The sequence below is a fragment of the Pseudoprimorskyibacter insulae genome, assembly GCF_900302505.1.
GTDB classification, from domain to species: Bacteria; Pseudomonadota; Alphaproteobacteria; order Rhodobacterales; family Rhodobacteraceae; genus Pseudoprimorskyibacter; species Pseudoprimorskyibacter insulae.
The window spans coordinates 491,588-503,977 of sequence record NZ_OMOJ01000002.1 but is presented as its reverse complement, the minus strand read 5'-3'; the positions used below and the strand labels follow the sequence as shown (position 1 = coordinate 503,977).

Annotated in this window: 12 protein-coding genes and 1 tRNA gene; 8 read left to right on the top strand and 5 right to left on the bottom strand. The window is 63.0% G+C overall.

From position 1 onward, the window contains the following. Positions 1-171: 171 nt before the first annotated feature. Positions 172-924, bottom strand: coding sequence for an SDR family NAD(P)-dependent oxidoreductase (locus PRI8871_RS07915; protein WP_108885638.1), 753 nt, complete (start codon positions 922-924; stop codon positions 172-174). 27 nt (positions 925-951) lie between these two features. After that, positions 952-2,145, bottom strand: coding sequence for a kynureninase (gene kynU, locus PRI8871_RS07910; protein ID WP_108885637.1), 1,194 nt, complete (start codon positions 2,143-2,145; stop codon positions 952-954). A gap of 117 nt (positions 2,146-2,262) precedes the next feature. Between kynU and PRI8871_RS07905 the strand changes: the two genes are divergently transcribed. Together PRI8871_RS07905 and PRI8871_RS07900 are read left to right on the top strand one after the other, a co-directional pair. Then, the gene (locus PRI8871_RS07905; RefSeq protein WP_108885636.1) at positions 2,263-3,609 is read left to right on the top strand and encodes a TldD/PmbA family protein; all 1,347 of its coding nucleotides are present in this window, start codon (positions 2,263-2,265) and stop codon (positions 3,607-3,609) included. Next, entirely contained in the window at positions 3,596-4,369 is a 774-nt protein-coding gene (locus PRI8871_RS07900) for an inositol monophosphatase family protein (RefSeq protein ID WP_108885635.1), read from the top strand. The genes PRI8871_RS07905 and PRI8871_RS07900 overlap by 14 nt, the downstream gene beginning before the upstream one ends. On the opposite strand, the gene PRI8871_RS07895 is transcribed toward PRI8871_RS07900, so the two are convergent. Further along, complete coding sequence (locus PRI8871_RS07895) at positions 4,366-4,965, bottom strand: DNA-3-methyladenine glycosylase I (protein WP_108885634.1); 600 nt, start codon at positions 4,963-4,965, stop codon at positions 4,366-4,368. The two genes, PRI8871_RS07900 and PRI8871_RS07895, sit on opposite strands and share 4 nt — an antisense overlap. 131 nt (positions 4,966-5,096) lie before the next feature. Between PRI8871_RS07895 and PRI8871_RS07890 the strand changes: the two genes are divergently transcribed. The 3 genes from PRI8871_RS07890 to lpxK are packed head-to-tail and all read left to right on the top strand — an operon-like array spanning position 5,097 to position 7,553. After that, a complete protein-coding gene (locus PRI8871_RS07890; RefSeq protein ID WP_108885633.1) occupies positions 5,097-5,336 on the top strand; it encodes a DUF4170 domain-containing protein in 240 nt (79 codons plus the stop codon). Between the two features lie 10 nt (positions 5,337-5,346). Next, on the top strand, positions 5,347-6,561 hold the full coding sequence (locus tag PRI8871_RS07885; protein ID WP_181389406.1) for a 3-deoxy-D-manno-octulosonic acid transferase: 1,215 nt from the start codon (positions 5,347-5,349) through the stop codon (positions 6,559-6,561). Further along, positions 6,558-7,553 carry a tetraacyldisaccharide 4'-kinase gene (gene lpxK, locus PRI8871_RS07880; RefSeq protein ID WP_108885631.1) on the top strand — a complete coding sequence of 332 codons (996 nt, stop codon included), beginning with the start codon at positions 6,558-6,560 and terminating at the stop codon, positions 7,551-7,553. Before PRI8871_RS07885 ends, lpxK begins: the two co-directional genes overlap by 4 nt. A 4-nt stretch (positions 7,554-7,557) precedes the next feature. On the opposite strand, the gene PRI8871_RS07875 is transcribed toward lpxK, so the two are convergent. Continuing rightward, complete coding sequence (locus PRI8871_RS07875; protein ID WP_108885630.1) at positions 7,558-8,418, bottom strand: N-formylglutamate amidohydrolase; 861 nt, start codon at positions 8,416-8,418, stop codon at positions 7,558-7,560. A 147-nt stretch (positions 8,419-8,565) separates the two neighbouring features. Here PRI8871_RS07875 and PRI8871_RS07870 point away from each other — a divergent pair. The 3 genes from PRI8871_RS07870 to PRI8871_RS07860 all read left to right on the top strand — a co-directional run bounded on the left by PRI8871_RS07870 (position 8,566) and on the right by PRI8871_RS07860 (position 10,698). After that, positions 8,566-8,640: transfer RNA gene (locus PRI8871_RS07870), tRNA-Val, on the top strand. Positions 8,641-8,713: 73 nt separating this feature from the next. Beyond that, on the top strand, positions 8,714-8,839 hold the full coding sequence (ykgO, locus tag PRI8871_RS07865; RefSeq protein ID WP_008562923.1) for a type B 50S ribosomal protein L36: 126 nt from the start codon (positions 8,714-8,716) through the stop codon (positions 8,837-8,839). Positions 8,840-8,994: 155 nt separating this feature from the next. Continuing rightward, on the top strand, positions 8,995-10,698 hold the full coding sequence (locus tag PRI8871_RS07860) for a PHA/PHB synthase family protein (protein WP_108885629.1): 1,704 nt from the start codon (positions 8,995-8,997) through the stop codon (positions 10,696-10,698). Here PRI8871_RS07860 and PRI8871_RS07855 read toward each other — a convergent pair whose 3' ends face one another. Then, on the bottom strand, positions 10,699-12,342 hold the full coding sequence (locus tag PRI8871_RS07855) for a peptidoglycan-binding protein (protein WP_108885628.1): 1,644 nt from the start codon (positions 12,340-12,342) through the stop codon (positions 10,699-10,701). Between the last annotated feature and the right edge of the window lie 48 nt (positions 12,343-12,390).

The following is a 12,390-nucleotide window of genomic DNA, read 5'->3' as shown; positions in this document are numbered from 1 at the left end:
ACGTCGCCGTAAAGGCGCTTTTGGGCAAAGAGCGGCCCGCACCGGCCAATTCTGCGCCGCCGCCCTGCTTCTTCTCTTTGATAAATACCGCCGGGGGTGAATTTGCCTGAAAGGCAAAGAGGGGGCAGCGCCCCCTCCTACCGCGACGCGCAACGCGCGACGCAATCCCTGTTACTTGCGCAGCGCTGGCAAGCCTACGCCGGTTGAATCAAACCCCCCGTCCGAGGCGATGATCTGCCCGGTCACATAACTGGCCTTCTCCGACAGCAGGAATACGATCACATCAGCGATCTCGCGCTCTGATCCATAGCGGTTCAGCGGGATGGAATCGTGATAGGCGTTGATGATGTCCTGGCTGTGCACAGCAATCGACAGCTTGGTTTTCACCGGGCCGGGGCAGACACAGTTGGCGCGGATGTTGTATTCGCCCAGTTCAGCGGCCTGCTGTTTGGTCAGTTGGATCACCGCCGCCTTCGAAGTGCCATAGGCCACGCGCAGGGTCGATGCCCGCAGGCCCGAGATCGAAGCGATGTTCACAATCGCGCCCTGCGTTTCCTTCAGCGCGGGGATTGCGGCTTGCGACATCAGGAACACGCCATCCACGTTGGTATCCATCACCCGACGCCAACGCTCAAAGGTGGTTTCCTCAATCGGGCCGAAATCGGCAACACCGGCGTTGTTCACCAGCGCGTCGATCCGTTCGCCCCATGCCATGGTCTCGGCGATGATTGCCTCCACCTCAGACGGAATCGAAACATCGCGGATCACGGCCAAGACATTCTCGCGCGCGGCGGCGACCTGCGTCAGCTCATCGCCGTCACGGTCAACCATGGCAACGCGATAGCCCTCAGCCAGCAAAATATCCGTGGTCGACAGGCCAATCCCACGGGCCGCGCCCGTTACGATGGCTACTTTCTGTGTCATATGGTTTTCCTCCTAGAAACCGATTAATCAAGTTACGGCATTGCGGGCGCGATACTGGTCGCTGTCCCATAGCCGATCATTCACAATCGCCGCCAATTGCGCGGCGGCGGCATCAATGTCATCCGCGCTCAGATACAGGGGCGTGATGCCAAAACGCATGATGTCGGGCGCGCGAAAATCGCCGATCACACCCCGCGCAATCAGGGCCTGCATCGCGGGATAGCCATGTTCAAACGCGAAGCTGACCTGACTGCCGCGCTGCAAAGGATCGCGCGGCGACACAAGCGTCAGGTCCGGGCAGGCCGCCTCAACCGCCGCGATAAAGCGCTGTGACAGGGCAATCGACTGCGCCCGCACCTCTGCTATTGTCACACCGTCCCACGCGTCCAATGCCGCATCCAGAACCGACATCTGGATCACCGGCGGCGTGCCGCAGCGCATCCGTTCGATCCCGGCGGCAGGCCGATAGTCGGCATCAAAGGCAAAGGGTGCCTCATGGCCCAGCCAGCCCGACAGCACCGGGAAAGCCGTATCCTGCAAATCGGGGCGCACATAGATGAACGCAGGCGCACCGGGGCCACCATTCAGGTACTTGTAGGTACAGCCCACGGCAAATTCCGGCCCCGCCCCGGTCAGATCAACCGGCACGGCCCCCGCCGAATGGGCCAGATCCCAGATCACCACGATCCCAAGCGCCTGCGCCTTTTGCGTCAGCGCGGCCATGTCATGCATCCGGCCCGTACGGTAATCGACATGGGTCAGCATCAGAACCGCCACATCCTCGGACAGCGCCTCGGTCACGGCCTCGGGCGCGACGGTGCGCAGCTGATGCCCCTGATCCAAGGCCGCAATCAGACCCTGCGCCATATACAGATCAGATGGGAAATTCCCGGTGTCCGACAGAATCACCTTGCGATCCCCAGACAGCTTTAGCGCCGCCGACAGGGCCTGAAACACCTTCACCGACAGGGTATCGCCCATCACCACGGACCCGGCGGGCGCACCGATCAAGCCCCCCACCCGGTCACCGACACGGCGCGGCAGATCCATCCATCCGGCCTTATTCCATGCTGTGATCAGCTGCGTGCCCCAGTCGTGCTGCATCACCTCGGCGGCGCGGGCCTGCACGCCGCGCGGCAGCGGCCCCAGCGAATTGCCGTCCAGATAGATAACACCATCGGGAATCTGAAAGCGGCTGCGGGTTTCGTCAAAATTGGTCATATATTCTAGCCACCTCCGATGCAGACGTTTGTGCAGCTTGGCCCCGGTGTCAAGCAGTGGACTTGCACAGAGACCGCCAAGCCTCTACCTCACTTGGGGACAAATGCCGGAGTTCCCATGCCCCAATCGTTAGAAGACCTGACCCAAGCCCTATTGTCAGCGGCCCGCGCCGCAGGTGCCGACGCCGCCGATGCCATGGCGCTTGATGGCCGGTCCATTTCCATTGACGTGCGGCACGGGGCGCTGGAACAGGCCGAACGGTCCGAGGCTGTGGACATCGGTCTGCGCGTGCTGATCGGGCAGCGCAGCGCCTGTGTTTCGGCATCGGACACTCGCCCCGAAACCATGGCTGCGATGGCCGAACGCGCCGTCGCCATGGCCAAGGAAGCCCCCGAAGATCGCTATATTGGCCTTGCCGACCCCAGCCAGCTGGCCACCGATTGGGATTTGGACGCACTGGAACTGTGCGACCCAACTGATGAGCCTGCCCCGGCCGCCCTGCAAGACGACGCCACACGCGCCGAGGCAACCGCGCTGGCCGTCGACGGCATCACGCAGGTTCAAGGGGCCACGGCAGGTTATGGCATGCAACGGGTTCACCTGTCGGCCACCAACGGCTTTTCCGGCGGCTATGCCCGGACCTCGCGGTCTGTGTCTTGCGTTGCAATTGCGGGCACCGGCACCGGGATGGAGCGGGATCACGACGGCGATTACCGCGTTTTTCAATCCGATCTGCGCAGCCCCGAAGAAATCGGCGCATTGGCCGCCGAACGCGCCTTGGCCCGGATGAACCCGCGCAAGCCGCGCACCGGGTCGTACCCTGTGCTGTTTGACGAAAGGGTGTCGTCGTCGCTGATCGGGCATCTGCTGGCCGCCGCCAATGGCAGCGCTGTGGCCCGTGGCGCGTCATGGCTGCGTGACAATCTGGGCCAACAGGTTCTGCCGGACGGGATCGACCTGATCGAAGACCCGCACCGTCCGCGCATGTCCTCATCCCGCCCGTTTGACGCCGAAGGCCTGCCCACCGCCCGCCGGGCGCTGGTGGACAACGGCGTTTTGACCGGCTGGACGCTGGATCTGGCGAATGCGCGTAAACTGGGAATGCAATCCACCGCCAACGCCGCACGCGGCACCGGTGCAGGCCCGTCGCCGTCTGTTTGGAACGTGTCCATGACCCAAGGCAGTGCGACGCCGCAAGACCTGATGCGCGATATGGGAACCGGGCTGCTTGTCACCTCGATGATCGGCTCGACCATCAACCCGAACACGGGCGATTATTCGCGCGGGGCCGCCGGGGTCTGGATCGAAAATGGGGAACCGGCCTATACGGTCAGCGGTGTCACCATCGCCGGAAACCTGCGCGACATGCTGCGCACGGTGGTACCCGCCAATGACGCCCGCACCTATCTAAGCCGCGTGGTCCCGTCCCTGTTGGTCGAAGGGTTGACCCTTGCCGGCGAGTGATCTGGACCTTCTGATCGGGGTCGCGCGTGAGGCCGGGGATGTCGCCCGCAGCTTTGTTGGCGGCCCATTGGACATTCGTCACAAGGACGATGATGCAGGCCCGGTGACCGCGGCCGATTATGCCGTCAACCGCCTGCTAGAGGACCGCCTGCGCAGCGCCCGCCCCGATTACGGCTGGCTGAGCGAAGAAAGCCCCGACAGCACGGACCGGCTTGGGTCGGAATATGTGTTCATCGTCGATCCGATCGACGGCACCCGCAGCTTTATCGACGGCCAAGACACTTGGGCGCATTCATTGGCCATTGTCCGCGATGGCAAACCGGTGGCTGCGGCGGTGTTTCTGCCGCTTCTGGATCGGCTTTATACGGCGGAACTGGGCGGGGGCGCTGCGCTGAACGGCGATGCGATCCGCGCCTCTGGCACCACTGACCTGAACGCAGCCCGCGTCCTGGCCGCGCGCCCCACCTTGGACGAACATCACTGGTCCGGGGCCGTCCCGCCGCTGCAACGGTCGCACCGCCCGTCACTGGCTTACCGCATGAGCCTTGTGGCCCAAGGGCGGTTTGACATGATGCTGACCTTCCGCCCCAGCTGGGAATGGGACATCGCCGCAGGGGCGCTGATCCTGCAAGAGGCAGGCGCCATCGCAACCGATAAGGCTGGGCGCCCGCTGCGGTTCAACAACCGTCATCCACAAACCAACGGCGTGGTGGCGGGCAATGCCGCCCTGCACCGCGCGGTTTTGGACAGGCTGGCCTAGACTGGCGGTTTAAAACCCGCCCGCGCCTGTTCGGCCTTGGCGTGAATGGCGCAGTCCAAGGCGTGGTCATTCACCAACCCCATCGCCTGCATAAACGCATAAACGGTGGTCGGCCCGACGAATTTCCAGCCGCGCTTTTTCAGATCCTTGGACATGGCAACCGAGGCTTCGGTCGTGGCAACCACCTGCGGGCCGGGGCGGGCATCGCCCGTCACCTCATAGCGCCAGACATAGGCGGCAAACGACCCTTCCGCCTCGATCAGCTCCAGACAGCGGGCGGCATTGTTGATGACGGCCTGAATTTTGCCCCGGTGCCGCACAATCCCCGCATTGCCCAAAAGCGCGGTCACGTCATCGTCGGTCATTGCGGCCATGCGGTGCATGTCGAACCCGTGGAACGCGTCGCGGAAATTTTCACGCTTTTCCAAAATGGTGCGCCAGCTTAGGCCCGACTGAAACCCCTCAAGGCAGATCTTTTCGAACAGGCGCTGGTCATCCGAAACCGGATAGCCCCATTCGTCATCATGATAGGCCTGATAGTCAGGCGTTGCCGAACACCATCCGCACCGCGCCTGCCCGTCGTCTCCAATGTGCATAAATCAACTCCTGAAATTCGGATGCGGCCTTTGTTAACGGCCCCGCCCCCCGGAACAAGTGCAATCGCTTGACGTCTAGGCCAGCATGGCTACTTTCGCGCCATCCGCGCCCAGCAAGGAAGGATTTAGCCATGCAGCGCCTGCATCTCGTATTTGGCGGAGAGCTCGTCGACCCGACCAAGAATGTATTCAAGGACGTGGACGATATCCACGTGGTCGGAATCTACCCCAATTACCAAACCGCCTATGACGCTTGGAAGTCCGAAGCGCAGCGGACCGTGGACAACGCGCATATGCGCTATTTCATCGCCCACCTGCACCGCCTGCGCGACGAAGAAATCGCCGCTTCGTCTACCGAAGAACTCGGCTAAGGCATCTGCCTTGCCCTATCGTCGTCCCTTGGGGCTGTCGGCCTATCTGGCCCTAACCCGCGCCGGAACGGGCCGCAGCTACATCTACCCGGATCTGAACCCGGATCTGCCGGTGGTGTGGTGCCATGCCGCGCGTTCAGACACCGCGCGGCGGCTGGAACATCTGTGCCGCCGCATTCAGTTGCAACGGGACGACGTACAATTCGTGATCACCGGAGCCATGGGCGATCTGACCATGGACCGGCTGTATTCCGTTGACGCCCCCGAAGAGGCGCAGGCCGATATTCAGGCCTTTCTGGACTGGTGCCGCCCGGTTCTGTGCATCTGGACCGGCCACAACCTCAGGCCCGCGCTGATGTGGCGGGCTGCGGGGCGCGGCTGCCGGATCGTGGCCGCCGATATCACCGATGGGGCGTTCCGCATTCCGGCGCGCCGATGGCTGCCCGATTGTTCCGCCGCGACGCTTGACCTGTGCACTGACATTTTCGCCACCGACGAAAGCGCCATGCGATCCATGCGCCGGATGGCCCCGACCCATGCCAAGCTGCACAATTCCGGGCCATTGTTGGGGGCGGGGTTGCCCCTGACCGGGTCCGAGGATCTACGCGAGGAAATTCAGGACATGTGCGCGGGCCGCCCCATCTGGCTGGCGGCCCATCTGTCGCCGGGCGAAGTTCAACAGGTGCTGATGGCCCACCGCGCTGTCAGCCGTTATGCCCACCGCTGCCTGCTGATTGCCGCCCTTCAGGACGAAAGCGGACGCGCCGCCGCAACCCGCACCCTTGAGGACACGGGCCTAAGGGTCTGCGACTGGGACAACGGCGACGATATTGACGAAAACACCCAAGTCGTCCTGAGCAGCGACCCCGACATGTTGGGCGTCTGGTATCAACTGGCCCCTGTCACCTTCCTTGGCGGATCCTTGGTCACTGGCGAACATGGGCACGACCCCTATGAGGCCGCAGCCCTTGGATCGGCCATCTTGTATGGTCCCAACGTGGGGGCCTATTTGTCGGCCTATTCGACACTGGTCGAGGCGGGCGCGGCCCGCATTGTGCGCGACGCTGATTCCCTTGCCACCGCCGTCCGTGCAACCATTGCCCCCGACGTGTCGGCGGCGATGGCGCTTGCAGGCTGGACGGTGGTATCGGACGGGGCCGAGCTGACCGATGCGCTGGTTACGCTTGCCATTGAAACCATCGAAACCGCCGAGGCCCGCCCATGAAAGCCCCCCGCCATTGGCACACCGCCCCAGACGCCCCCGGACTGCGCGCACGCCTGCTTGCGCCTCTGGGCTGGCTATATGCGCATCTGACGGCCCGCCGCGTGGCGCAGCCGGGTCTGGCCGTATCGGTGCCGGTGATCTGCGTGGGCAACCTGAATGCCGGGGGCACCGGCAAAACGCCAACTGTCATCGCCTTGGTGATGGAGCTGACGGCCATGGGCCACCGCCCGCATGTGGTCAGCCGAGGCTATGGCGGTACGCTGGAAGGCCCGGTTCAGGTCATCATCAACAAGCATAGCGCCGCCGAGGTCGGGGACGAGCCCTTGCTGATCGGGGCCTTTGGCCCGGTCTGGGTCGCCAAGGACCGCGCCGCCGGGGTGCAAGCCGCGCAAGAGGCGGGCGCGGATGTGATCATCCTGGACGATGGGTTCCAGAACCCCAGCGTTGCCAAAGACCTGTCGATCATCGTCGTCGATGCGCGGCGCGGGTTTGGCAATGGCCGCTGCATCCCCGCAGGGCCGCTGCGCGAACCGGTGGCGCAGGGGCTGACGCGGGCGCAGGCCATCCTCAGCATCGGGCCAGAACCCGATCAGGCCAGCTTTGACGCCCGCTGGGGCGACCATATCGCCCTGCCCCGCCTGCGCGGGCATCTGGCCCCCTTGCAGACCGGCATGGATTGGGAAGGTCAGCGCGTCCTGGCTTTTGCGGGCATCGGCTACCCGGATAAATTCTTTGCCACCCTGCGCAGCATGGGGGCCGAGGTGGTCCGCAGCGTCGCGCTTGACGATCACCAACCGCTGACCCGCGCTTTGATGGCCCGACTGGAAAACGATGCCGCCTTGAGCGGCGCGCAACTGGTCACAACCGAAAAAGACGCGGTGCGCCTGCCGGATGATTTTCGGATGAAGGTTCTGACGGTGCCGGTGCGCCTGCAACTGGACCAACCCGGCACCCTGCGCGACCTGCTGGGCAGCCTGTTCGCCAAAGGCTAACCGGTTATTCCGCCGCCAATTGCTGATTTTTGCCCGACAGACCCGACAACATCGCAATGACGTTGCGTAAGGTCTGGCGCAACTGGCGGAAGCCCGCATGCGGCATAATCGATGCCTCTTCCATATAGAGCGAACGGTCGATTTCGATCTGGATGGCGTGCTGATTGCGCGACGGCCGCCCGTAATGCTGGGTGATGAAGGCCCCGGCAAAGGGCGCATTGCGCGACACCACGAACCCGGCTTGCTGAAACGCCGCTTCGATCTGATCGACGACATGGGTGCTGGCCGCCGCCCCGAATCGATCACCGATCACGATCTCAGGACGTTTGCCGGTTTTCGTGGCCACGCCTTCGACCGCTTCGCGCGGCATGGAATGGCAATCAATCAGAATCGCCTGACCAAATTCCGCATGCGCCCGGTCCAGCAACGCCTGAAGCTGATCGTGATAGGGTCGCCAATAGCGATCAATCCGGTCGCGCGCTTCGTCCATCGACATTTTACCGCGATAAATCGCGCGGCCATTGGCCACCACACGCGGCACCACACCCAACCCAGAGGCCACACGCGGGTTGTGCCCGCCGCGCCGCACGCCATTGATCAAGGCCGGGTCCAGTTCCTCGCTGCTGCGATTGAGGTCGATAAAGGCCCTAGGCGCACCCGCGCACAGCAGCGGTGCCCCAAAGGCCGGGGCGCAATCGAACAACCGATCGACATAGGCATCCTCGGATGAGCGAATCAAAGTCTCGTCCAGCTCGGTCCGGTTGATGAAAGACCAAGGATAATCCCGCCCGCTATGTGGGGAAGCAAAGACCACGCAAGAGGTCAGAAACTCGGGTTCTTCTACGTGAAATGCAGACTTTGGCATTCGGTCTCCTTCAGAAAACACCTTGCCTGATTTTTTCTCGTGTCAAAAGCCCTTGATCCCCCTGTCGACTCGTTTTATAGACCCCGCCACGGCGCGTGATTTCGCGCCCCATTTTTTGGGGCTCAACGGAAAAACGCAACGTACAGTGGGCGGTTAGCTCAGCGGTAGAGCACTTCGTTGACATCGAAGGGGTCACAAGTTCGATCCTTGTACCGCCCACCATGAATTCGCCGTCCCGCTTGTCGGGGCTCCGCCAACCCAGGCGCTCGCGCGCCGCGACACTGAGGAGAGACCCATGAAGGTCAAGAACTCGCTTCGCTCGCTCAAGAACCGCCACCGCGACTGCCGCGTTGTGCGCCGTAAGGGCCGTGTGTACGTGATCAACAAAACCCAGCGCCGGTTCAAGGCTCGTCAGGGCTGATCCGACCACGATCACGATCTGCAAGGCCGCGTCATATGACGCGGCTTTTTGCATTTTGGGCCAACCGCACCGGCCCGAGACATCACGTCGCGTGTATTCGTTGGCGTCACGTCATAAAGCTGTGACAGGCTTGGTCGCGTAAAACAGGTGAGCCGATGTCACAAACACCCGCATCTTCGAACGAATCGCTGTCCCATGTTCTTGGGGCCGCCGCCGCGCGCTATACTGGGGGGCTGTCGCCCTACGCGGCTTGGGCTGCCATGGCAGACTGGGCCACACATCTGGCCACCTCGCCGGCGCAGCAATTCGCGCTTGGCGAAACCGCTCGGAAAATCCTGCACGACTGGACCGATTACATCGCCCGCGATGACGCCCCCGCCCCGTTCCGCCCCAAAGCCGACGATCACCGATTCGCGCATCCCGATTGGGCCAAGCCGCCCTATTGCTATTGGCATCAGGCCTATCTGGGCGCCGAAGCCTTTTGGGAGGCCGCGACAGCGCATCAACCCGGCGTAGACAGGCGCAACAGCGATAGGGCCGCCTTTATGGCGCGGCAACTGCTGGATATGGCCTCGCCCTCCAACATGCCCGCGCTGAACCCCGAAGTGATGCACCGCCTGATCGAAACCAAGGGCATGGCCTTTGCCAAGGGGCTAGAGCTGTTGATACAAGACGCCCGGCAGGCCAGCGACCCGAAGGCCGCGCCATCGAATGGCGGGCTGACCGTCGGGCAGGACATCGCCGCAACCCCCGGCAAGGTGATTTTTCGCAACCGGATCATGGAGCTGATCCAGTACAGCCCCGCAACCCCGCAGGTTCATGCAGAGCCGGTGCTGATCGTGCCCGCATGGATCATGAAATACTACATTCTTGACCTCAGCCCCGAAAATTCGCTGATCCGCTATTTGGTGGCGCAGGGGCATACCGTCTTTGTCATTTCCTGGGTCAATCCAACCGAAGAACACCGCGACATCTCGCTTGATGACTATCGCACCGAAGGCGTGATGGCCGCGCTGGACCAGATTGGCACCATTGTCCCAAGTCAGAAAATCCACGCCTGCGGCTATTGCCTTGGCGGCACGATGCTGTCGATTGCCGCCGCCACCATGGCGCGGGATGGCGATGCGCGGCTTGGGTCAGTCACCTTGCTGGCGGCGCAGACCGATTTCACCGAAGCGGGCGAGTTGCTGCTGTTCCTTGACGAAAGTCAGATCGCCTTTCTTGAGGATATGATGTGGGAACAGGGCTATCTGGACCGCACCCAGATGGCCGGGGCGTTTCAGGCGCTACGCTCCGAAGATCTGGTCTGGAGCCGCGCCGTGCGCCGCTATCTGATGGGGCTAGAGGACCGGGCCAGCGACATGTCAGCATGGAACGCCGACGCCACGCGCATGCCCGCCCGGATGCATTCGGAATATCTGCGCAGCCTGTTCATGGAAAACCGCCTGAGCGCGGGGCGTTTTGCCGTGGATGGCCGGGTCGTTGCACTAAAGAATATCCGCGTGCCGATGTTCGTGGTCGGCACCGAAAAGGACCACATTGCCCCATGGCATTCGGTCTATAAAATCAAGCTGTTCACCGATGCGGACTTGCATTTCGTTCTGACCAAGGGCGGCCACAACGGTGGGATCGTGTCCGAACCGGGCCACGCCCATCGGCATTACCGGATTGGCCATCGCGTGCCCGGCGCGCTTTATCTGGACCCCGATAGCTGGATGGCCCAGCACGCCCCACAGGAAGGGTCGTGGTGGCCCGAATGGCAGTCTTGGCTGGCTGACCACAGCGGCGCGATGGTCGCCCCTCCTGCGGTGCCAGACGCGCTCTGTGACGCGCCGGGCACCTATGTGTTTCAGCGCTGATCAGCGCAGAATGCTATCGGCCATCAGACGCACCACGGTTTCCTGATCCAGATAGCCGGTCACAGTCAGGCCGCGCGCCTGCTGATACCGGCGCAGGGCGCGGCGGGTGGAATCGTCAAACGCCCCGTCCACCTCACCGGGTTTCAGCCCTAGCGCGGTCAGGCGGTCTTCGGTCAATTGGCGCATGGTGCGGTTCAGCCCAAGCGCCTGCTCCTCGGCCTGCGCCCGTTCAATTGCGCGGCGTTCTTCGGCACTGATGCTTAGGGCATCTATCCGCGTGCGGGCCTGTTCCACAAACGCGCCGTCCGAGAACCGGTCGATGTAGGACTGATACGCCTCAATCGTGCCGGCCTCATTGGCTTGATTCCACGCACCAAGATCCTGTTCCGCCGCCTGATCACGTTGCAGATCCTCAATTTCGGCCAACCTGTCCTGCGCGACCTCGGCATAAACGCCATCGGGATAACGCTTCAGATAGGCGCGCAATCCGGGCAGATCGCCCCGTGCGCCGGTTTCTTCCCAATAGGCCCGATCAAGCCGTTCCTGTTCGGCCTGTTTGCGGCGGGCCTCTTCCTCAAGCTCAGCGGCGCGGGTTTCGGCCTGTCCATCAAGGCGCACGATCTGTTCGCGGCTGAGATAACCCGACTGGGCAAACCCGCTTTGTTGTTGCCAGCTTCGGATGGCCCCGCGCGATCCGGGGCCAAAGATGCCGTCGATCCCGCGCGTGTTATAGCCTAGCAAGGACAGATCACGCTGAATTTCGCGGCGGGCATCGCGGCTGAGGTCAAGCGCTTCTTCGGCGATGCGTTCCTTGCGGAACGGTTCCGCCTCAATCGCGGCGATCCGCTGACGCGCGGCGCTGGCATGGAGCCCGTTCGGGAAAGTGCCAAGATAGTCGCGATAGGCCTCAATATCGTCGCGCTGCGAAACACGGTCCCAAAGCGCCTCATCCGCTTCGGCGCGGGCGTCGGCCACGGCGTCGTTCTGGCCCTCGACTGTATCGGGGATCGGCACCAGCACAAAGGACGACGGCGCATAGCCCGACACCTCAAGCCCGCGCACGCGCCCCGCTTCGGTCAGGTTCAGGCCCCGGCGCGGCAAATCACGCGCGACAAAGGGCGCAACGTCTTCGGGCAGGCCCGCAAACACGGTCACCCCTTGCGGAATGGTCATGGCGCCAATGCCGCGATCCACGATGAACCCGCCATCGTCCAACGGCGCGGCCTCGGCCAGAATAAGCGCGGCATGGCCAGGATAGGCCCCCAGCACGGCCAGCACATTGTCCACGGGCAGACCATCGGTCAAAACCCCGGCAGGGTCCGCCGCCGTGACCCCATCGGGCAACAGATACGTCCCGGTCCGGCCATTGGCGAACCGACCAGACAACAGAACAACCGCAATGTCGGTATCTGCATCCAGCCCGGCGATGTAATCGGCCAAGGCCGCGCGCATCGCATCTGGGTCGGATGCTGTGCCACTGGTGATCTGGAACTGACGGTCGCCCAGCGTTTGCAGGCTGGCGTCGAATGAGGATCGTACCGAACGCGCTTCGCCGCCCGACCGAAGAAACAGGGCGTCGCCGTCGGCCAATGCAGGACCGGCCAACAACAACGCCATCGCTGTGACAGTGGTTTTGTAGATCATGGATCGATTCCCCCTTAGCACCAAGCTAAGGCGGAATCGCCACAGGAC